This window comes from Rhizobium sp. P2_G9 (assembly GCF_056403475.1).
Genome location: NZ_JBFUFK010000047.1, coordinates 24,851 through 45,585 on the forward strand (window position 1 = coordinate 24,851; position 20,735 = coordinate 45,585).

A 20,735-nucleotide genomic window follows, 5' to 3' on the forward strand; every position below is an offset into this window, starting at 1 on the left:
TCCGAAACCAGGGAGCGGAGATGAACGTGTTTTCCGAACCATCCGAAGCCGCGAGAGAGATGACGACAGCACCGGTTCATACGAAGGCAGCGGCGGCTGTCGCGGTCATCATCGTGACGTACAACAGCGCTGCTGTCCTCCCTGGCTTGCTGGATTCGTTGTCATCGGGATTGGAAGGAATCGATCGATATGAGGTGATCGTCGTCGACAACGATTCTCATGATCTGTCGGCGGAAATTGCCGAGCAGCATTCCGTCAAAGCCAAGGTGATCCGCATGGGGCGAAATGCCGGCTATGCGGCCGGCATCAATGCCGCGACGGATTTGATCGCAGCGGAATCGGATATTCTCATCCTCAATCCGGACATACGTCTGAGCAAGGGATGCATGCACCATCTTTACAAGCGGCTTCGCGGCGACAAAGTCGGCATCGCGGTGCCCCAGATTCTGAATGAGGACGGCACGATTGCAAAGTCGCTGCGTCGCGAACCCAGCCTGCTGACTGTCTGGGCGGACTCGCTGCTTGGCTCCAAAATCGCGGCCTCTCTTGGTCTCGGTGAAATCGTGGCAACGCCGCAACTCTACCGGCGCGGCGGCGCGGTGGAATGGGCCACCGGCGCAGCGCTTGCTGTTTCAGGGCTGGCGCGCCGGACAGTCGGGCTTTGGGACGAGTCCTTCTTTCTCTATAGCGAGGAAGTCGACTATATGGAGAGGGTCCGTCGGGCGGGATTGCAGATCACCTATGAGGCCAGGGCTCGCGCCGTGCATATCGGCGGCGAATATCATGCAAATCCTTATCTTTCGGCACTGATGACGGCCAATCGTATCCATTACTATCGGCGCCATCACGGACCTGCGGCCACAATACTATTCCGGCTAGCCATCATCGTCGGCGAAACCATGCGCTTCACGCTCGGTCCAGGCCACCGTGCAGCACTTTGGGCAGCGCTTTCACGCTGGTGAGGCAACGGCAAGGGGTGCCGACCTTTGGGCCTGTTTGATCAGGTCGGCATAGATGCAATCCATCCGATCCAGTTTTGCCGACCACAGGGCGGTTTGCCGGACATGCTCGTAGGCTGCCACACCCATCTTTCGGCGTAGCGCAGCGTCCGTCGCCAGCCGGCGGATCGCCTCGGCGACATCGATTGCCAGCGCGTCGGGCGTGGTGGCGGAGAGCTTKACGGCACASAGCGGCGAGACCGCGCTTCCCGGACCGCCGCGATCGACGACGATCAGCGGAAGCGAAAACCCCATGGCCTCCAGCGCAACATTCCCGCCAGGCTCGCGATAGCTGGGAAAGACGAAGACATCGGCTTGCCGGTAGAATTGCGAAAGCTCTGCCTTCGACTTCCAGCCATGCAGGCAGATTCGCCCGGCGAGCCCGAGGCTCGACATCAGCCGCTCGCATTCATCCCTCTCCGGCCCTTCTCCGACGATGTCGAGCTCGACCGGCAGGTCGCGCAGCAGATTCATGGCACGGATGACGTCGCGCACGCCCTTCGTGCGGATCAGCCGGCCGACGAACAGCAGTTTGACCGGCCCTGACCTCTGCGAGCGATCGACCGGCTCCGGCACGTCATCGAGACCGGTCTCGCTCATCACCTCGAACCTTTGCAGCTGCAGGCCGGTCAGATGCTCGCGGACATAGCCTGCAATGCCAAGCACGCAATCGGCGCCCTGGAATGTCGAGCGCAGAACCGGGTCCCAGCGAAGCCGAAAACGATCCAGATGCCGCAGCTTCATGAACCATGGGGTGGAGCCCTCGTCCGCCGCGAAGCCCGGCGGGCTCGCCAATCCGCCTCCCAGCGGCCCGATCACCAGCGGCATGCCAAGGTTGGCGGCGGGAGAAGGATAGCGCATCGCCACCGGCACCGGCTGATGCGCGAGATCGAACTGTTCGCCCTTGGCAAGCGCGTTGGCGATCCAGCGGCGCGCCCGGAAATAAAACGGGACGTAGCCCGGTTTGAGGATGCTGTTCAATCGCTCGGCGCGTCCGAGCAGGGGTGGTTCCAGCCATTCGACGATGCGCATGCCGGACAATTGCTCTGCCGCCGGCTTTGCGCCGCGTTTGCAATAGGTCAGCAAGGTGATGTCATGGCGTTCGGCAAGCCGCCGCGCCCATTGATAGGCGACCCAGGCTTCGCCGACGTCCTCGCCATTGCAGGTCGGCGCAACAAGCAGGATTTTCGCCACGGACTCCAACTCCTTGCTGCCGATCGCAGGACGGCATCCCTATCAGTCTATGCGGAAGGCCGGCGAGCAGCGCGAAGGCTGGAGCGCGATCCGCAAGTGTGAATGCTAGCAGGCAGGCTTTGCGGTTCAATGCCGTCATTCGCCGGTGACGGAAAAATAGCGGGTGATTCGGTGGACGAACGGCCCAAAAATATTTCCGATCGGCTCCATTCCACGGTCAAACCCGCGCTGCCATTCCAAAATTTATGCCTTTTTTTAGTGGAAAAATGTTCAAAATTTACAAAAAAACCGAAATTCGAGCGATCGGAAAATGTCAAGTAATATCGGCCGTCAACTCGTTGTTTTTTTTCTAACGATTTCAATCGCTAAATTAGCGGCGAAAGTAATGATATAGCAACACCTTCCATGTCCAAATAGTATAAAATCGAAATTATGGCATCGCACAATTAATTCAATACTTTCAAGTTCCGCACAAGGTTTTTGTGCGCATTGTGGCGACAATGGGGCAGTTATTGCAGGGGCTTCTCGGCGGAGAGCCCGCGTTGCCAACCAGACAAAACTATTTTAGGGACCCTCCGAGGCAGTGAGGACCTACCACGAAAGCACTAACCCCGGATCGCTATTCTGCGGCTCTCGAATTCCAGTCGAGAGCGGCGGGAACAGGCTGGGAGAAAGGCGGATGAAACCTTGAGAAGCCAATTTCACGGTATCAATACCGATATATCAGAGGCGCTAACCTTTGGCGCGGATCCCCAGCTCTTCAGCAATGCGGTCCTGGAGCAGCACGATTGGACCGGAGCCGGGACTTCGGCGAACAGCATGATTGACGGCGCGAATGGCCTTGATGGGCTTTTCCACCATGCCGCGGATCTCTCCGTTCATGACTTCCATCAGGGTCACGGCCACCATGTCGTAGCCGGAACGGAAGCCCCGACGTCCGTGGCCAGCAGCGCCAACACACCGACAGACCTCCAGGCCCAGACCAACGATGTTCACGCCACCCATGCTGATGTCGACATCAACGCTCTTGCCGCGACCGCCCATGCAGCGAATGCGGCCGCATCCTTGGAAACGAGCGCGAGCGCTGCCTTGAGCGCCCCGACTGCCGCTGCGGCGGCGGCGGCAACAACCTATCCCGACGACACCAATACCGGCGTCGCCTCGGGAAGCAAGCTCCAGGTCTATACCGGAACCTATGTCGTCACCCAGGACAATGCCGTCATCAGCAAAGACAGCGACATCGATGGCGGCGGCCACACCGTCAATGCCATTTTCGGCTATGGCACATTCCTGCGAAACAACCTGCATGGTGTCGAGAACGGCATCAATGTCACCGGACCCGCCCTCATCCAGGACAACTATATCCATGACCTGGCTGGTGGACCCGATGCGCATTTCGACGGCATTGAGAACAATGGCGCGCCGGACATGCAACTCATCCACAACACGATCGTCAACGACAACAGCCAGACGTCGGCGGTCATGCTGGACAACTATTTCGGCGGCCTGTCCAACATCACCATAGCCAACAACCGGCTGGTGGGCGGCGGCTATACGGTCTATCTCGACGGCCGTTTCGGTGGCGGCACCGTGGACGACAACTCGATCAAGATCACCAACAACCAGATCGGCGACGGTCTATGGGGCAATTATGCCTTCTACGACGATAAGCCGATCCTCAGCGGTAATGTCGGCCTGGACCAAACGCCTATAAGGGGCTTGAAGGCGACGACCTCCTGAAAGGCGGTGCGGGTGCCGATACTCTCTACGGCGGCGCCGGCGACGACGTTGTCAAGGGAGGTTCAGGCGGTGACGATATCGAAGGCGGCAGCGGCAGCGACCAGCTGACCGGTGGTCCGGGTGCCGACCGGTTCATCTTCCGAGAGGATTCCCTGGCCACTTCAGCCGTCGATCATATCAATAACTTTCGCTCGGATGACAAACTGATATTTTACGCCGACTCCGGTGAGACCGGCACGTTGAATGCGAGTGAATTCAGGGTCGGTACAGCGGCAGTCGACTCCGATGATCACTTCATATTCGACCCCACCAACCATACCCTTTACTACGACAGCGATGGCAACGGGTCTGCGGCGCAGGTCGAAGTCGTCGTTCTTGATCACGGTCACGCAATGACGGCGAGCGACATCCTGCTCATGTGACAAGACGGCCGCCGGCAAATCCCTTGCCGGTGGCCGATCCCGCATGCCGGAAGCCCATCCCAAAGGATAAGCACTGCCCCCATTTGCAGCCCTTTCCATACTCCGCCCGTCATGCGAGATTTGGGCGGAGTTTGCATGCGATCCGGCTTGCCGTGACGTATCTTCGCCGCCGGTGTAGCACTCTGATTGGCGATCACCCGTCGCGGACCCGCTTATGCCGGGCAATGGGAGATAGCTTTGACCGTCAATGTGTCAGTCATATTGCCGACCTTCAATCGAACGAAGACCTTGCGCGCGGCGATGATGAGCGTGCTGACCCAATCCTACGAAGATTTGGAGCTGATCGTTGTCGATGACGGGTCGACCGAAGATGTGGAGAATGTTGTTCTGAGCATCGGCGACACGCGGGTGAAATATGTCCGGCGAAGCCGGAACGGCGGCGCCGCGGCGGCGCGGAATACCGGTCTTGCGCTCGCGCAAGGCAAATTTATCGCCTTCCAGGACAGCGACGATATCTGGTTGCCTGCAAAACTGATGAAGCAGGTCGCGCTTCTGTCGACGCTCCCCGATCATATCGGTGTCGTGACCGGCGCGAAGATACTTTATGGGCGCGATGCCGCCTTCAATTACGGCCCCGCCAGGATCGCCTATGCGCCGGGCCCCGCGGGCCAGCTTAGACTCGACGAGGACCAGGTCGACCGTCTTTTGACGGAAAATCGCATCAGTCTGCAGAATGCGCTCTTTCGATGTGATTGCATGCCGGACCGAACCTGGTTCGACAGCTGCGCACGCGCCAACGAGGATTGGGAATTCGCCATCCGCCTGGTGCAGAAGACTGTCGTCTACGAAGATATCGAACCGGTCGTGCTTGGCTTCATCTCGCCAGACAGCATATCGTCAAGCGGCAGGAAACAGACGATCGGTCTCCTGCGTATCCTGCGAAAGAACAGGGCGGCGCTCGACATCAGGCGGCGTCACCGGTCGAGAATGCGGATCGACCTGGGCATCGCGCTCTACAAATTCGGCAAGAAAAGATGGGGGCTGGCCTTTGTCCTCGCAGGGCTCAAGGACCACCCTGGCCACGTCCTGATGCTGGCCGGTTCGGCGTGCAGAAAACTCTTTCGCATGATCGTCAGCAGGCCCGAGCCCCGCCGCCGCATGGTTCCGGCCACGGCCCGGCAACCCGGTTCGGGCACGGCGTGAACCCTCGTTCCGTCAGAGAAGGATGTGAGACATGGTCGTTCGCTGGAGCGTCCTGATTGCCGCACTGGCGCTCGCCTTGCTGTTGGTGTCGACGCAAGAGGTCACCAACACGACCGCCAACGCGCCGGCCCCTGCGGCCCTGACCCAATATACCGGTACCTACCACGTCACGGAAGATGATGCTGTCGTGGAGCATCTCGAGGTGCACGGCAACATCATTATCGAGGCCAAGAATGTCACGCTGAAAAATATCAAGCTCGTGTCCGCAACGCCGTGGCATGCGCTGCAGCTCATGCCGAAAGCGACCGGCTTTACCTTGCGCGACAGCGAAATCGATGGCCGCGGCACCACCGTCAACGGCGTGCTCGGTTTCGGCCGCTACCTGCACAACGACATTCACGACGTCGAGAATGGCATCAATGTCACCGGCCCCACGGATATCCGCGACAATTTCATCCATGATCTCCGCGGCGGAAAGGATGCGCATTACGACGGCATCGAGATCAATGGCGCCGACCATATCACCATCGTTAACAACACGATCGTCAATTCGCATGAACAGACATCGGCGATCATGCTGGACAATTACTTCACCGGTCTGTCGGAGATCGTGGTGGAAGGCAATCGGCTGATCGGCGGCGGCTACGCCCTCTATATCGACGGTCGCTTCAAGGGCGGGGCGGTTGACAGCGCCTCGATCAAGATCGTCAACAACAAGCTCGGCGGGTCGGTCTGGGGAAATTTTGCGCTCTACGGCAACACGCCGGTCCTCTCAGGCAATATTGATCTTGGCCGCAATGTCCAGGCGGACATGCTCGTCAAACCCTGAGAACCGTTTGCCGGCCGGGGACCGCCCCACAGCGGGATTTTATGGCGCTGCACCGCTGTCCCGGTTCTTGCGGAGCGAAATCTCCTTGCCGATCAAATCGGCAAGCGCGGCATGACGAATTGCCAGAATGTGGCGCGCCGGCCATGGGCGAAAATCCAGCACCGAGCTCGCATCGAAGGCCGTGACCTCGTAGAGCGCATTCTCCTCGGGATGAAAATAGAAGAAGCGATAACCGAGTTCGGCGATCTTCGCATACCATGGTAGCGAGGCAAGCCCGAGCAGCAGGACGAGGATATCGGCGCCTCCTTTCGCCAGAAAGGCCTGGGCTGCTTCGAGAACGGGCGGCTCGAAGCCGGCAACGTTGATCTTCAGCACCGAGACATGCGAGAGCCCCAATCTTTCGAATTCCCCCGACAGTGTGCGCACCGACACGGGCTCGCTGCCTTTGTCGCTGAGGCCGCTTACCCAGGTGCTGGCCGTGGTTTCGAACATCGATTCCGAGTCGGCATTCGAAAATGCTATTTTGTGGCCTTGCACCCGATCGCTGCGCGCGTTCAGCGCGACATTCTCCGACAGCGTCTGGTAGTTTGCACCGCTCGGCTCGAAAGCATGGACACAGGCGACCGGCAAGGCCGCCGCAAATATCGTGAACTGGCCTATCGCCGCACCGACATCGGCCACAATCCAGTCGGGCCGGGCGATTTTGCGCAGGAAAGCGAATTCTGGGTCGACGAAATCGCCGAACATCAATAGCGCGCGCGGCAGCTGATTTGGAAAGGCGAATTCGAGCACCTCGCCCGATCGCAGCCTGAGCCTGCTTCGCTTTGGCCGACGCACATAAAGATAACCCATCCTTGCCACGCCTCTGAGCGCGGCACCGGCGCCGACAATCCGCACCCCCCAGAACATCTTGTCGGTCCAGTAATGGGCCTTGCGAAGAAGTGTCTGCATCGAACCTTTTCCCGAAGACATTTTCACCTCAACCGCCGTTGAGCCTTGCGAGAAGGTTATTGGCAATCCGCGTGTCATAAAACCTGGAAGCAAGGCGTAGGGGCGCCGCGAACCGGCCGCGGAATGCCGCGCGGAAACCTGTTTGGCGTATCCGATGACGTGCGAATAAACCTTTTGGTCAAAGGCTTCCTACCTCTTTTTGGCAGTCGTTGGTGACTCGCAAGCCGATCGTCTTCCGATCAAGCTATGGTAGGGCGCTGACCTCATGGGGTGGCGACCAATCCGCACGCACCGTGAGGTTGGCAAGTTGTGTAGTACCAGCGGAGGCAGAAAATGCGGCATTTGCTGAGAGCTTCTCCCGCGATGGGCGTTGCTCCGGATCTGGATCTGCCCGGGCGAGCCCCATCTCGTTCCAGGCTGATGCCGGAACAGAAGCCTGAAAAGACGACATTGCCGGGAAAAGCGCTGGCATGGCCGGCAATCGCCTTTATCATCACCCTGTTCCTCCCCTGGCTCTGGACGGTCGGCTCGCTTATCGTCTCGCCTTTCCGGGTCGTCCTGCTCATCACCACCGTGCCCTGCCTCTGGATCTGGCTGTCCGGGAAAGCCGGTGGCATCCGTGCGGCCGACATCGCGATCATGCTCTATTGCCTATGGTGCATCGTCAGCCTGGCCGTCATCCAGGGTGTGGGAAGCGGGATACAAACCGGCGGCGTGATGTTTGTCGAGACGGCGGGATCCTATCTTCTCGGCCGCTGCTTCGTCAGAAGCCCGCGTCAATTTCATGCAATGACGCGCCTGCTGTTCTGGATCATCGCCGCTCTCCTGCCGTTCGCAATTATGGAAGCCGTCCGCAATTCGAACGACTTGATGATTTTCTTCGCGAAGTTCTCGCGAACCCACGTCATCTCCGAGGCGGAGCCGCGCTGGGGATTGCGGCGCGTGCAGTCCGTCTTTGAACATCCCATCCTGTTCGGCGTGTCGACCGGCGCCATCCTGGCGCTCGTGCATTTGGTGCTGGGCGATCGGCGGCCTTTCGCTCAGCGCTGGGCATTGTCGGGTGCGGTGCTGCTGACTGCCTTCCTCAGCCTGTCCTCCGGCCCGTTGTCGGCGCTGGTGGTGCAGGTCGGCCTTCTCTCATGGAATTGGGCGCTACGCGACAATGAGATGCGCTGGAGGCTGATGTGGGCGCTTGTCGCCGCGATGTGGGTGGCCATAAGCCTGGTTTCCAATCAGACGGTGCCGGAATTCCTGCTGACACATTTTTCATTTGACCAGGCGTCGGCTTATTATCGCGTTCTGATATGGCATTTCGGTTCCATGTCCGTGATGAATCATCCTCTATATGGCGTCGGATTCGGCAGTTGGGACCGGCCGGACTGGATGCCCGCAAGCATCGACATGTTCTGGCTCTACCATGCCATTCTCTTCGGCCTGCCCGCGGGCATATTCATGATGTCGAGTTTTCTGCTGACAGTGTTTTCGGTGGGGTTCAGGAAGATTGTGGACCCCGGTCTGGAGCGCTACCGGGTCGCATTCCTGATCGTCATGACCAGCTACTTCCTCGCCGGGTGGACGGTACATTTCTGGAATGCGACTTATGTGCTCTTTCTGTTCCTGATGGGAAGCGGGGCCTGGCTCGTCGATTCTCGCCCAGAGCGGGATTCTGGCCCGGTCGATCCACCGCGCCCGGCCGACCCAAATGCCATGTCCYAGCGGCCGGCGAACAGGCAGGCACTACCGCGAACACGGCAACCGTCCACTCGCCCTTCGCGACAACGTTCAGGAAGCCCGCAATAGCGCATTCAGGGCGCGCCAGTTCCGCAGCCCCAAGGTTTCCTTGACGATCAGTTTCGCCCAAGGCAAGGTCGTGCGCGCACCCGGATATATGTCCAGGGCAAAGTGCTTGATGGCTGCGGCGGACTGCAATTGAGAATCGTTGAAAGCCATTCCCGCCTGTCGCAATGCCTCTTTCCCCAGATCCTCGATCAGGAACTGCCGCAAGTCCGGGCTTTCAGCAAGATGCGGCCCTGCATGGGTAAAGAGTATATCGAGCGCGCGCTTGCGCTGCAGGAGATCCGCAAGCCTGTGCTCATTGTTATAGCCGAGCGACATGTTTGATGCATGACGCCGATAGATGCCCTGATCGTCGTTGATGAATCCGACGGCCGCATGCGACGCCAGTCTCAACCACATCTCCATGTCGCCGGTATGCTTGAGCTCGGGATGATGGAGGCCAACCTTGTGATGCAGGGTCGTGCGCACCACCGCCGTGGGGGTTGGAACGATATTCGTTGCCCCCGATCGCCTGATGAATTCAGGTCCGGACAGGACCTGGCGGGCGGGCATGTCCTGGCGATTGCCGAGCGGATAGCCACGCTCGGTGGTGCCGTCACGTTGGATGTCGATGACATTGCCGAAGGTAAAGCCGATTTCGGGCTCGTCTTCCATCAGCGAGGTTGCGCGGTAAAGGCTGCCGGGGGTGATCGCGTCGTCGGCAGACAGYAGAAGCACATATTTTGCGCTTGCTTGCGCCAGGCCTTCATTGAAGGTCGCGATGGGACCTTGATTGACCGTGTGACGAATGACGCGCACGCGACGATCCATCTGGGTCAGTTGCCGGCAGACCTCCGGCGTGTCGTCGGTGGACTGGTCATCGATGATCAACACGCTGACGTCGACATTCTCCTGCGACAGCACGCTTTCGACGCATGCGGACAGGTAACGCGCATAATTATAGCAGGGTACGATGACTTCGACGGATGTCATGACGCTTTCAGGTCCTGTTCGACAGGGGCATGCTGCCCGTAAAGTACTTGCCTCAGCACGGCGCCGAGACGCCGGGTCTGTGTGTCGGCATCGTGGCGAAGCATGGCTTGCCTGCGCGCTTCGCCACCCAATCTCTTACGCAGTGCAGTATCGCCGGCCAGCTTCAGCATGGCTGCAGACATGCCCTCACCATCGCCATCGGCAACGAGAAAGCCCGTGCGTCCTGGCTCGACCTGGTCGGGAATGCCGCCCACCGCAGTGGCGACGACCGGCAGCGCACAGGCCATCGCTTCCACGATCGCGACCGGGGAGCCCTCCTTTATGCGCGAATGCTGGATGAAGACGTCATGCTGCGGCAGCGCTCCGGCAAGACGCACCTCATCGACATAGCCGTGAAATTCTACGCGCGCCTCAAGGCCGAGTTTGCCGACCAATGCTTCGAGTTTTGCACGCGTCGGACCGTCACCATAGATGTCGAGCCGAGCGTTCGGATTGAGAGCGGCGACGCGTGCAAAAGCCTCGATCGAAATATCGCAGCCCTTGTCCTCGGAAAGACGCGAAGCCATGACGAAGCGGACCTGATCGTCCGATCGATCCTGCCGTGGTTGAAACAGCCTTGTCGGTGCGCCGCAGGGGATCAAATGAACGGTCTCCGCCGGCACGCCGTGACGCACCAGCCATTGCTTTTCGGCGTCCGTGACCACGACAATTGCGCTGAAACCCCTGAGGCACCGGGTGAGGCTCCAGCGGTACCATCGATTTCGGACGAAGGAGAAATCGCCGTGGAAATAAGCGACCAGAGGAATGCCTGCCGTGGACGCAGAAGGCAGCATTCGCATCGCTATATCGCCGAAATTGCACAGGATGAGGTCGGGCTTGCTCGATGCCAGCAACGCCTGGAGCGATGACCGTTCCTTGCCGGTCGCAGCATAGAAATTGCCGTGATGCAGGTTTCGCAGCCGATGAAGCCAACGCTCGCGCGTATCGTAGGGCGCCACAAGGCCGCCCAGAACATGCTCCTCGATATCCGCAGTGGCCTGCGACGCAGCATTCTGCCGTTCCCAGCAGACGACTTCCTTCGCGAAGCCGCTGAGGCCCGTCACCTGTCGCCACATCCAGGGCTGACCGCTGGCGCCGAAGACGCGCGTCGCTATCATAAGTCTGGGCTGCTGCTGCATATGATCCCATTCGCTCGATGATTGCCTGCCAGCAGTGCCTGCACGCATTGTTTACAGGAGGATATCGGTTTTGCCGGCACTTTGAATTTCAGACTTCGGATGAGGCTATGGGGTGAAATAGGTAGTGATGTCAGATTCCAACAATTTCATACGCCTTTTGGCGTACTAGTGACAAAGGGAGAAATGCCAATCGAGCAAAAACAGGACTATATAGGATCTACGTGGTTGCAAGCCGGCTAAAGAAGAGCCGATTTGGGCGTATACGTCTTTGTGAGCTACGATACGACTTTTTGCATCGTTTACCAGCCAAGAGAAAATCGCTTTCCTACTTGAACGGCATAGTAGTTGTTCGTTGCAGCCGACGGTAAGAGGCGAATTCGAATCATCCCGCTGCTGCGCCCGAATGATGAGGAGACGTCACGGCATGATCGCGACAAGCGTTATTCTAGATGAGGGCGTCGTCATCCATCATCCCGACCTCGTCAATCTTTACGGCTGCAGGATTGCCGCCGGAACGAGGATCGGCACATTCGTTGAGATCCAGAAGAATGCCGTCATCGGCAGAAATTGCAAGATATCCAGCCACTCCTTCGTCTGCGAAGGCGTGACGATCGAAGACAACGTGTTCATTGGACACGGCGTCATGTTCACCAACGACCTGCATCCCCGCGCCACCAATCCCGACGGCAGCCTGCAAACCGACAGCGATTGGACTGTGCTTCCGACCTTGGTCAAGCGCGGTGCCTCGATCGGCAGCAATGCCACCATCCTGCCGGGTGTGACGATCGGTGAAAACGCGCAGATCGGCGCCGGCGCCGTGGTGATCGAGGATGTTCCCAACCATGCCATCGTCGTCGGGGTGCCGGCCCGGATCGTTGGCTACACACAAGACAAACCCGCGATGGAGCGGGCGGCCGGGAGAGCCAGATGATCGGTGTTGCTGTTGTTGGCTACGGATATTGGGGGCCTAATCTGGTCCGGAATTTCTCGGAAATTCCCGGCGTCCGTGTTGTCTCGGTATGCGATTTGGTGAAAGAGCGGCTGACGAATGTCAAGGTTCGCTATCCGACGATCGAAATCACCGACGATTTCGATGCGGTGCTTGCTGATCCGCAGGTTCATGCGGTTGCTATCGCGACGCCCGTTTCAACCCATTTCCGGCTGGCCATGAAGGCGTTGATGGCCGGCAAGCATGTCTTTGTCGAAAAGCCGATGGCGGCAACCTCGACGGAATGCAGGCGTATGATCGAGGAGGCGGCACGCCGCCGCCTCGTGCTGGCGGTCGACCATACCTTCATCCATACCGGTGCGGTCCGAAAGATGCGGGAAATCGTCGAAAACGGGCTCGGTGACATGTATTATTACGACTCCGTGCGGGTCAATCTCGGGCTGTTCCAGCATGATGTCAGCGTCGTCTGGGACTTGGCGGTCCACGATCTCTCGATCCTCGACTATGTGGTGGACGAGAAACCCGTTGCGGTTTCCGCCACAGGCATGAGCCATGTGGCCGGCGAGCCCGAAAACATCGCCTATCTGACCTTGTTCTTCGAGAGCAAGCTGATCGCCCATATCCATGTCAACTGGCTCGCACCGGTGAAGGTGCGTCGCACGCTGATCGGCGGCAGCAACAAGATGATCGTCTATGACGACCTCGAGCCGAGCGAGAAGATCAAGGTCTACGACAAGGGCATCACGTTGAACGGCAATCCGCAGAAGAATGGCGAGAAGGTCTACCAGATGCTCGTCGGATACCGTTCCGGGGATATGTATGCGCCCCAGATCGATATCACGGAAGCGCTCGGGAGAGAGTTGAGGCAGTTTGTCGACTGCATCGAGACCCAGGGGCGGCCCACCTCGGATGGCCATGCCGGGTTGCGGGTCGTGCGCATTCTCGAAGCCGCCACCCAGTCATTGGCGCAGCGCGGCAAGATTGTCGAACTCGCAGAGGCGAGGCAGACCGCATGATCCCGTTCCTTGACTTGAAAGCGCAATATCAATCGCTCAAGGGCGAAATCGACGCCGCAGTGCTGAATGTCCTGGCGTCGGCACATTATGTACTCGGAGAAGAGGTGGCGAGCTTTGAGCGCGAATTCGCCGCCTATTGCGGGACCAGGCATGCCGTTGCAGTCAACACGGGAACCAGTGCACTGCATCTGGCCCTGCTGGCTCTGGGGGTCGGGCCGGGCGACGAAGTCATCACCGTGCCGTTCACCTTCGTCGCCACCGCATCGGCCATCTGCTATGTCGGCGCCCGGCCGGTTTTCGTCGACGTGGAGTCGCGGACGCTGACGATGGACGCCTCCAGGCTGGAGGCGGCAATTACATCCCGCACCAAGGCGATCATCCCCGTGCATCTCTACGGTCAGATGGCCGATATGGATGCGATCCAGGCCATAGCCGATCGCCATGGCATCCCGGTCATCGAGGATGCCTGCCAGGCCCATGGCGCGGAATATCACGGCAAGCGCGCCGGCAGTATCGGATCGATCGGTTGTTTCAGCTTTTATCCGGGCAAGAATCTGGGCGCCTGCGGTGAAGGTGGAATGGCGGTCACCGACAGCGACGAACATGCCAAAATGCTTCGCATGCTGCGGGACTGGGGCCAGGAGCAGCGCTATCATCATGTGATCAAAGGCTTCAACTATCGCATGGACGGCCTGCAGGGAGCGATCCTGCGCGTCAAGCTCAGGCACCTGGAGGATTGGATCATGGCGCGGCGGCGGCATGCTGCAAGCTATTCGAGCAAGCTCAAGGGCAATACCGTCGTCGAGACCTTGGCCGAAGCCCCGGACCGGCGCCATGTCTACCATATCTATGCCGTGAGATGTCGAGACCGCGACCGGCTCCAATGGACGCTCAACGACGGAGGGATACAGACTGGCTTGCACTATCCGATCCCGGTGCATCTGCAAAAGGCGCATGCCGATCTCGGCTACAGCCAGGGCGATTTCCCTGTCTCGGAAGCGGCGGCGCGCGAAATGCTCTCACTGCCCATCTATCCGGAAATGACCGATCGACAGGTCGATGGCGTGGTCGCTGCGGTGGAGCAAGACGCCTATGTCAGCTGATGCGACCGCCAGATCGAGAATCGTCCCCGCTTTCCACGGTCTGCGCGAAAATCCCGTCGATCCCGAATTTCACATCGGCCTCGTCGCGGAGCTGAAGCAGAGATACGGCACACCCGGTCTCATGGAACTCTACGGTCGCTTCGCGGCGGGCGACGGTTTTGTCGATACGCTGATGCGCAAGGCGATCTGGCAAGCCATCACGCTGCATTGCGGTCCCGGCCTGCAGGTCGGCAGTGGCGCAGGTTTCAAGCATCCGGAGACCTTCGAGATCGGCAAGGGCGTGTTTATCGGCGCGCAGGCCTATATCCAGGGCCGGTTCGACGGCACCTGCAAGATCGGCGACAATGTCTGGATCGGCCCGCAAGCCTATCTCGATGCCCGCGAAGTGATCATCGGGGATCACGTCGGTTGGGGACCTGGTGCTCGAATCCTCGGCTCTGCGCATACCGCCTTCCCGTTCGACGTGCCCATCATCCGCACCGATCTCGAAATCAATCCCATTCAAATCGGCGCTTGGGCCGATATCGGCACAAGCGCCACGATACTTCCCGGCGTCACTGTCGGTGAAAGGGCCATTGTCGCTGCCGGAGCCGTCGTGGTCTCGGATGTCGAGCCGTTCTCCATCGTCGCCGGCGTGCCGGCAAAATTCGTCCGCTGGCGGGATGAGCCCGCCGACCGCACAACATCAAGGACGGTGTCAACATGAAGAACAAACGTATCTTGATCACCGGTGGTGCAGGTCTTATCGGCTCGCATATTGCCGACCAGCTCGCCCTTGAGAAGCCGTCCGAAATCATCGTCCTGGACAATTTCGTCCGTGGCCGGCGGGAGAATCTCGCCAATGCGGCGCGCATGGCGAAAGTGACCGTCGTGGAGGGTGATATCAGGGATCGGAAACTGCTGGCGGAAACCTTTGAGGGCGTCGACATCGTCTTTCACCAGGCAGCCATCCGGATAACCCAGTGTGCCGAGGAGCCGAGGCTGGCATTCGACGTCCTTGCCGGAGGCACGTTCGATGTGCTCGAGGCGGCAGTCAAAGCCGGGGTCTCGAAAGTCGTCGCGGCCTCGTCGGCGTCCGTTCTGGGGCTGGCCGAGAACTTCCCCACGACCGAGGACCATCACCCTTACAACAACCGGACGATCTATGGAGCGGCCAAGCTCTTCAACGAAGGCTTGCTGCGCAGCTTCGCCGAAATGTACGGCTTGAACTATATCGCCCTGCGCTACTTCAACGTCTACGGCCCGCGCATGGATGTGTTCGGCGTCTACACCGAAGTGCTGATCCGCTGGATGGAGAGGCTCGCCGCCGGGCAGCGGCCGATCATTCTCGGCGATGGCCGCCAGACAATGGACTTCGCGCATGTGCATGACATCGCGCGCGCCAACGTGCTTGCCGCGCAGTCTGACGTCACGGACCAGGTCTTCAATGTGGCGAGCGGCGAAGAGACGAGCTTGCGCGAACTTGCGGCCATGTTGTCGCGGGTCATGGGCTGTGGGCTTGAGGCCGAATATCAGCCGGCGCGCAAGGTCAACAATGTGACGCGGCGGCTTGCCGATATCAGCAAGGCAGAGCAGCTGCTGGGCTTCAAGGCCGGCATATCCCTCGAAGACGGTCTGCGCGACCTCGTCGCCTGGTGGCGGCGGGAAAAAGCGCTGGCAATCGGAGGGCAGGCAGCGTGAGTGCGACACGTCCTCAGATTCCGATTGCCAAGCCGATGCTCGATGAAGAGGAGGCCGATGCCGCGCGGCGCGTGATCCTGTCGGGATGGGTGACGCAGGGTCCGGAAGTGGCCGCATTCGAGACCGAATTTGCTGCCTATGTCGGCGCCCCCCACGCCTGTGCCGTATCCAATTGCACAACGGCACTGCATCTCGCGTTGCTCGCCGTCGGTGTCGGCGCAAACGACGAGGTGATCACGGTCAGCCACTCCTTCATTGCGACCGCCAACGCCATCCGGTATTGTGGCGCCATCCCGGTCTTCATCGATGTCGAGGCACATGGCTTCAACATGGATCCGGCGCTGATCGAGGCGGCGGTCACGCCGTCGACAAAGGCGATCCTGTGCGTCCACCAGCTCGGCATGCCGTGCGACCTCGCCCGTATCGTGGAGATCGGCCGGCGCCTGGGCATTCCGGTCATCGAGGACGCAGCCTGTGCCAGCGGCAGCGAGATTCTCTGGCAGGGCGAATGGCAGAAGATCGGCCGGCCACACGGCGATATCGCCTGTTTTTCCTTTCACCCCCGCAAGGTGATCTCGACAGGTGACGGCGGAATGCTGACCACCGCCAATGCCGAATACGACCGCAAGTTCCGTCTCTGGCGCCAGCATAGCATGAGCGTGACGGATGCGGTCCGCCATGGCTCGAAGCAGGTGATCTACGAGTCCTATCCGGAACTTGGCTACAATTATCGCCTCACCGATGTCCAGGCCGCGATCGGCCGGGTTCAGTTGCGCCGTCTTCCCGGTCTCGTGGAGCGCCGGCGGCAGCTCGCTGAGCTCTACCGGCAGCAGCTTCAATACAAATCCGGCCTTCTGCTGCCCGAGGAGCCATCGTGGGCTCGCAGCAACTGGCAGAGCTTCTGCGTCGTGCTGCCGGATCACGTCTACCAGCGAGATACGATGCAGATGCTGCTCGATCTTGGTATATCGACGCGACGCGGCGTGATGAATATTCATTGCGAAGACGCGTATCTGAAAAGCGGCCAGCATCGTGTCGTCGGACATCTCAGCCATAGCGTCACAGCACAGCATCGTGCGATCATGCTGCCGCTGTTTGCTCAAATGACGGAGGCCGAGCTGTCGCAGGTGGTCGACGCTTTCTGGCATGTCACCGCCGCAGTGGCCCGCCCGGCGGCCTGACACCATCATCAGAACTGAACATTTCTCTCCGACGGGGTCGGTATCACCCCCGTCGGCTATTTTGTCTGAAGGCCCCACAGCATGTGTCCCGAAAGCGGTCACCGGTTTCGGGACAAAGACATGCGCAAAAACAAAGGACTGAAGCACCGGAGCGAATCCCGGAGATTTCGCGGCCCGCCTTAGAAAACCGGGTCAGGTCAATAGCGCGGCCAGGTTTCGGACAACGGGCGGCAGGGAGTTTGCCGGCACGAGCCCGACCAGCGTTTTCAGGGAATAGAACCCGCTGGCCAGCATTGCGACAGATCCGATCGCCGTCGACTGCCACAAAGGCAGGAACTGGCTGCAGCAGAAGACGAACCCCGACGCCGTGAGAAAGATCAACCCGAATTTGAGGCTGGATGTCGACCAACGAAAATCGCTCAGGCGACGGGCAATCAGGTAGACCAACGTGCCGTGCCACAGATAAAGCCCGAAAAAGGCAGCGCCGACGCCAACTGCGCCAAACCTGGCAGCAAGCGCCCAGGCAAGCCCAAGGTGAACCGCGGTCGCCGCAGCCTCTGTCCAAAAGAAGATCGCCTGCCGGCCTTTGGCAACGGCGACGAAACCCACGGGCCAGGCGACGATCCTGAGCATCATGCCCAGGCAGATCCAGCGCAGCAGGTCCGCGGCCGCATAAAAGGCCGGGGCGTAGAACAATTGCAATGCGATAGGCGCAAAAGTCAGCGTCGCGATCACGCCCGGACCGGCAAGCAGCAGGCTGATCTGCGTCTGCTCGTTGACCAGGCGGTTGCAGGTGGCATGATCGTGGGCAACGGCAGTCAGGCGCGGATAGAAATCCGTGCCCATGGCCTGCAGGATGAAGCCGGCATAGAGGCCCCCGAGCGCCCATGCCGCTTGATATAGCCCGGCGGCAGCCATGCCGTTCGCATTGACCACGATAACGCGGATGACATAGGCGCTGCCGAATGTGAGAAAGCCGCTGGCCATGAACACGAAGCCAAGCTTCAGAAGCGCCTGCGCTTCCTGTCGGAAAGCCCGAAAGGCGAGTGGGTGGGCGAGCGGCCGGATTTTTCTGCTATACCACCATGACGCCAGCAGCGTGGCTCCCGCAACCCCGATGAGCGACGGCACGATGCCCTCGACGCCGAAAAAGTAGATCAATGGGATAGTCAGCACCGTGCTGGCAAACGCCGCGACGACGTTGACCAATGCCAGGCTGGAAATGTCCCTGAGGCCTTGGATCAAAGCCATCTGCCCTCCGGAAACGACCCTGAGGAACAGCGCGAGCGACAGAAGGGCGATGCCGAGGGCATGCTGGCTGTGGCCAAAAGTGAGATCAGCGATCGGCAGCGCCAGTGCGGCGAGCCCGATGGCTCCGATGGCCGCGAGCAGGATGGATACGCGGCTCAGCACCTCAGCGGTTCGGGCGATGCTCCTGTCGTCACCGCTCCCCGCCGCTTCGGCGATCTGGCGTACGCCGCTGGAAGGGACGCCGAGGCTTGCAACGGTCTGGGCAATGTCGCTGATCGAACTGTAGACGCCCAGCAGCCCGACGCCTTCCGGTCCCAGCATCACGGCCACGGCCTTGTTGCGAATAATGGAGAATACGATGTTGATTGCCGAGGATCCGCCGACCATGAGCGTCGATTTCAGGATCTGGGCATAGGTGTGCGGCGCCGCACCGGCATCCTGTTCGGCCGTCATCGGGGAAGCTTCTTGCGACATATGCCATTCCGAGCCAAATGGTCATGGACCGCCGGGCGCTTCGGCCCTCTCATTGACTGGGACCTGAACGATGATTGTCGGCGGCAGGTATCTGGGCAGTGTTCTCGACGTCTGCGGATCGATTTGATGATTTGCGGGTAACGCGCACGACATCACCGGGCTCGAGCGGGGTGTTTTCCCCGGCGGCCAGTTCCTCAGCCTTGCCATTGTTCGGACGCATGATCGTGAAGGTGAGGACGTCGTCGTCGGCCGGTCCCGCGTCCGGCCCCCGTGAGAGAGCCTCAAGCAACTGTCTTTGGCCCGTGTCGCGCTTGATCTTTAGCTGGTCAAGGTTTGCCTGTTCATTCTGAAGCTCGGATACGACATCGCTATGCTGCCTGTCGTAGAGACCTTCAAGATTGCGCGAGGCCTCGGAAATGCCCTGCCGCGCGCGCATGGTGGCGGTTGTCAGATCCAGGCGACCGGAATAGTAGCTTCGCAGCATGCGCTCGAGATCGGCTTGGCGTGACGGCAGCGCAATACCCTTTTCGACCATGGATTTGACGTTGCGAAGCTCCTTCTCGACCGATTCGACGTCGGCGTCGGCGCTCGTCGTCTTCTCGTCGAGATTTGAAATCTCGGCGGATAGCAGGTCCCGCAATTCCGCGAATGATTTGGATTGGCGGGAAAGAAGATTGGCCCGGGCAGTGAATATGGCCTGCTCCTGCCTGTAGATTGCGTCTGCGGCCTGCTTGTCGTCGCTTTCGCGCGGTTTATAGTTGAAAGTCTCGGCGCCCGACATTTCCGCCTGCAGACGCGCAATCCGAATTTCGCTGCGCAGAATGGAGTCGTCGAGACCGCGCAGATCACCGACCAGCTCGGCTTTCTGGGAGACGTTTGTCTCATGGTCGGGACGCAACACGCCACCGCTCATGGCCAGGGACTGCAAGACGATGAGCCCGTCGTGAAACCGGTATTCGCCCGGTGCCTTGACATCACCCACGACATAAACGGGTGGATAATCGATGATGGCCACGCTGATTTCGGGTGCCTGAATGAGGCCGATCCGTGCTTTCAGTTCCCGGGCGATCACCGCTGACAGCCCGTTCGTATCGAGATTTTCAACGGACACCGTGCCTATGACCGGAAGCGTGATGGTCCTGCGATCCGAGACCTGAAAGTCACCGCCGAGCGCATCCCATTTTTCATATTCGCCTTTGTTCGGGATCCACTGCACGACCGTCAATCGAATGTTTGTTTGCGGCGGCAGCATCGTCTCCGACCATGCAGGCGACTGGCCTGACAGGCCGCCAAATGCAACCATTGTAAAAACCGCAAACCACGCGCGTCTCAATCGACCGCGGCAAAATAAGTCCTCAGGCATAATGTCTCCAAGCCCAGCGCCAGATAGTGACGGCAAAGATACACCTTACATTCTGCCGACTAAACCGGCGTTGAGAAGGGCAGAATGCGCTGGTGCAGTGTCATCAATAAGGGGTAAGGAAGCAGGCAAGGATGATTTGATCGGACTTTTGATCAAGCGGAGCCGGTCAGCGGGTAGCGAGTGGCGACTCCGCCTACGACAGTGGAAAGGGGACCGGATCTCGCCTACCGCTTTTGGACTATGTCTGCCTCGGGACGAATACATCAATCGGCTGGGTTGCTGGAATTGACTGCATGCTGTGCGATTCGCTATCGAGATATCCGATAGTTTCGGGGAGGAATAGCCGGCGCAAGGTCCGGAATTTAGGTGCTTGGGGGCAATGATGAATTCTAAGTCTGATTTACCATCAGCGATTTCGGGGCGAGCGCCAGCGG

19 protein-coding genes and 1 pseudogene are annotated in these 20,735 nt (G+C 59.7%); 12 read left to right on the forward strand and 8 right to left on the reverse strand.

Going from position 1 to position 20,735, the window contains the following annotated elements; translation table 11 throughout:
* Positions 1–59: 59 nt before the first annotated feature.
* Positions 60–962: a glycosyltransferase gene (locus AC1DYF_RS31220; RefSeq protein ID WP_477881677.1), complete on the forward strand. Its 903-nt coding sequence runs from the start codon at positions 60–62 to the stop codon at positions 960–962.
* Here AC1DYF_RS31220 and AC1DYF_RS31225 read toward each other — a convergent pair.
* On the reverse strand, positions 951–2,192 hold the full coding sequence (locus tag AC1DYF_RS31225) for a glycosyltransferase family 4 protein (RefSeq protein WP_477881561.1): 1,242 nt from the start codon (positions 2,190–2,192) through the stop codon (positions 951–953). The two genes, AC1DYF_RS31220 and AC1DYF_RS31225, sit on opposite strands and share 12 nt — an antisense overlap.
* Positions 2,193–2,924: 732 nt before the next feature.
* Positions 2,925–3,236, reverse strand: coding sequence for a hypothetical protein (locus tag AC1DYF_RS31230; RefSeq protein WP_477881563.1), 312 nt, complete (start codon positions 3,234–3,236; stop codon positions 2,925–2,927).
* 45 nt (positions 3,237–3,281) lie between these two features.
* On the opposite strand from AC1DYF_RS31230, the gene AC1DYF_RS31235 reads away from it, so the two are divergent.
* Positions 3,282–3,932 (forward strand): right-handed parallel beta-helix repeat-containing protein, encoded by a 651-nt coding sequence (locus AC1DYF_RS31235; RefSeq protein ID WP_477881565.1) that lies wholly within the window; start codon positions 3,282–3,284, stop codon positions 3,930–3,932.
* Positions 3,929–4,054: pseudogene (locus tag AC1DYF_RS31240) on the forward strand (calcium-binding protein); the annotation flags it as partial. The gene AC1DYF_RS31235 and the pseudogene AC1DYF_RS31240, both read left to right, overlap by 4 nt.
* A gap of 39 nt (positions 4,055–4,093) precedes the next feature.
* On the opposite strand, the gene AC1DYF_RS31245 reads toward AC1DYF_RS31240, so the two are convergent.
* Positions 4,094–4,357, reverse strand: coding sequence for a hypothetical protein (locus AC1DYF_RS31245; protein WP_477881566.1), 264 nt, complete (start codon positions 4,355–4,357; stop codon positions 4,094–4,096).
* Positions 4,358–4,591: 234 nt separating this feature from the next.
* Between AC1DYF_RS31245 and AC1DYF_RS31250 the strand changes: the two genes are divergently transcribed.
* Positions 4,592–5,557 (forward strand): glycosyltransferase family 2 protein, encoded by a 966-nt coding sequence (locus AC1DYF_RS31250; RefSeq protein ID WP_477881567.1) that lies wholly within the window; start codon positions 4,592–4,594, stop codon positions 5,555–5,557.
* 31 nt (positions 5,558–5,588) lie between these two features.
* Positions 5,589–6,386, forward strand: coding sequence for a right-handed parallel beta-helix repeat-containing protein (locus AC1DYF_RS31255; RefSeq protein WP_477881569.1), 798 nt, complete (start codon positions 5,589–5,591; stop codon positions 6,384–6,386).
* A 39-nt stretch (positions 6,387–6,425) separates the two neighbouring features.
* Here the strand turns inward: AC1DYF_RS31255 and AC1DYF_RS31260 are convergent, their stop codons facing one another.
* Positions 6,426–7,337: an FkbM family methyltransferase gene (locus tag AC1DYF_RS31260; protein ID WP_477881570.1), complete on the reverse strand. Its 912-nt coding sequence runs from the start codon at positions 7,335–7,337 to the stop codon at positions 6,426–6,428.
* A gap of 333 nt (positions 7,338–7,670) precedes the next feature.
* Here AC1DYF_RS31260 and AC1DYF_RS31265 point away from each other — a divergent pair, with 333 nt between their 5' ends.
* Complete coding sequence (locus AC1DYF_RS31265) at positions 7,671–9,137, forward strand: O-antigen ligase family protein (RefSeq protein WP_477881572.1); 1,467 nt, start codon at positions 7,671–7,673, stop codon at positions 9,135–9,137.
* Here AC1DYF_RS31265 and AC1DYF_RS31270 read toward each other — a convergent pair.
* Together AC1DYF_RS31270 and AC1DYF_RS31275 are read right to left on the reverse strand one after the other, a co-directional pair.
* Positions 9,120–10,058 (reverse strand): glycosyltransferase family 2 protein, encoded by a 939-nt coding sequence (locus tag AC1DYF_RS31270; protein ID WP_477881679.1) that lies wholly within the window; start codon positions 10,056–10,058, stop codon positions 9,120–9,122. The genes AC1DYF_RS31265 and AC1DYF_RS31270 overlap by 18 nt on opposite strands.
* Before the next feature lie 44 nt (positions 10,059–10,102).
* The gene (locus AC1DYF_RS31275) at positions 10,103–11,263 is read right to left on the reverse strand and encodes a glycosyltransferase family 4 protein (RefSeq protein WP_477881574.1); all 1,161 of its coding nucleotides are present in this window, start codon (positions 11,261–11,263) and stop codon (positions 10,103–10,105) included.
* A gap of 445 nt (positions 11,264–11,708) precedes the next feature.
* Between AC1DYF_RS31275 and AC1DYF_RS31280 the strand changes: the two genes are divergently transcribed.
* The 6 genes from AC1DYF_RS31280 to AC1DYF_RS31305 are packed head-to-tail and all read left to right on the forward strand — an operon-like array spanning position 11,709 to position 17,213.
* Positions 11,709–12,215, forward strand: coding sequence for an acyltransferase (locus tag AC1DYF_RS31280; protein WP_477881575.1), 507 nt, complete (start codon positions 11,709–11,711; stop codon positions 12,213–12,215).
* Positions 12,212–13,249 (forward strand): Gfo/Idh/MocA family protein, encoded by a 1,038-nt coding sequence (locus AC1DYF_RS31285; protein ID WP_477881576.1) that lies wholly within the window; start codon positions 12,212–12,214, stop codon positions 13,247–13,249. Before AC1DYF_RS31280 ends, AC1DYF_RS31285 begins: the two co-directional genes overlap by 4 nt.
* Positions 13,246–14,352 (forward strand): DegT/DnrJ/EryC1/StrS family aminotransferase, encoded by a 1,107-nt coding sequence (locus AC1DYF_RS31290; RefSeq protein ID WP_477881577.1) that lies wholly within the window; start codon positions 13,246–13,248, stop codon positions 14,350–14,352. The genes AC1DYF_RS31285 and AC1DYF_RS31290 overlap by 4 nt, the downstream gene beginning before the upstream one ends.
* Positions 14,342–15,058: an acyltransferase gene (locus tag AC1DYF_RS31295; RefSeq protein ID WP_477881578.1), complete on the forward strand. Its 717-nt coding sequence runs from the start codon at positions 14,342–14,344 to the stop codon at positions 15,056–15,058. The genes AC1DYF_RS31290 and AC1DYF_RS31295 overlap by 11 nt, the downstream gene beginning before the upstream one ends.
* Positions 15,055–16,032 carry an NAD-dependent epimerase/dehydratase family protein gene (locus AC1DYF_RS31300; RefSeq protein ID WP_477881580.1) on the forward strand — a complete coding sequence of 326 codons (978 nt, stop codon included), beginning with the start codon at positions 15,055–15,057 and terminating at the stop codon, positions 16,030–16,032. Before AC1DYF_RS31295 ends, AC1DYF_RS31300 begins: the two co-directional genes overlap by 4 nt.
* Positions 16,033–16,067: 35 nt before the next feature.
* Positions 16,068–17,213 (forward strand): DegT/DnrJ/EryC1/StrS family aminotransferase, encoded by a 1,146-nt coding sequence (locus AC1DYF_RS31305; RefSeq protein WP_477881680.1) that lies wholly within the window; start codon positions 16,068–16,070, stop codon positions 17,211–17,213.
* 192 nt (positions 17,214–17,405) lie between these two features.
* Here AC1DYF_RS31305 and AC1DYF_RS31310 read toward each other — a convergent pair whose 3' ends face one another.
* Complete coding sequence (locus tag AC1DYF_RS31310) at positions 17,406–18,917, reverse strand: O-antigen translocase (RefSeq protein WP_477881582.1); 1,512 nt, start codon at positions 18,915–18,917, stop codon at positions 17,406–17,408.
* Between the two features lie 70 nt (positions 18,918–18,987).
* Positions 18,988–20,301 carry a polysaccharide biosynthesis/export family protein gene (locus AC1DYF_RS31315; RefSeq protein WP_477881584.1) on the reverse strand — a complete coding sequence of 438 codons (1,314 nt, stop codon included), beginning with the start codon at positions 20,299–20,301 and terminating at the stop codon, positions 18,988–18,990.
* Positions 20,302–20,735 lie beyond the last annotated feature (434 nt).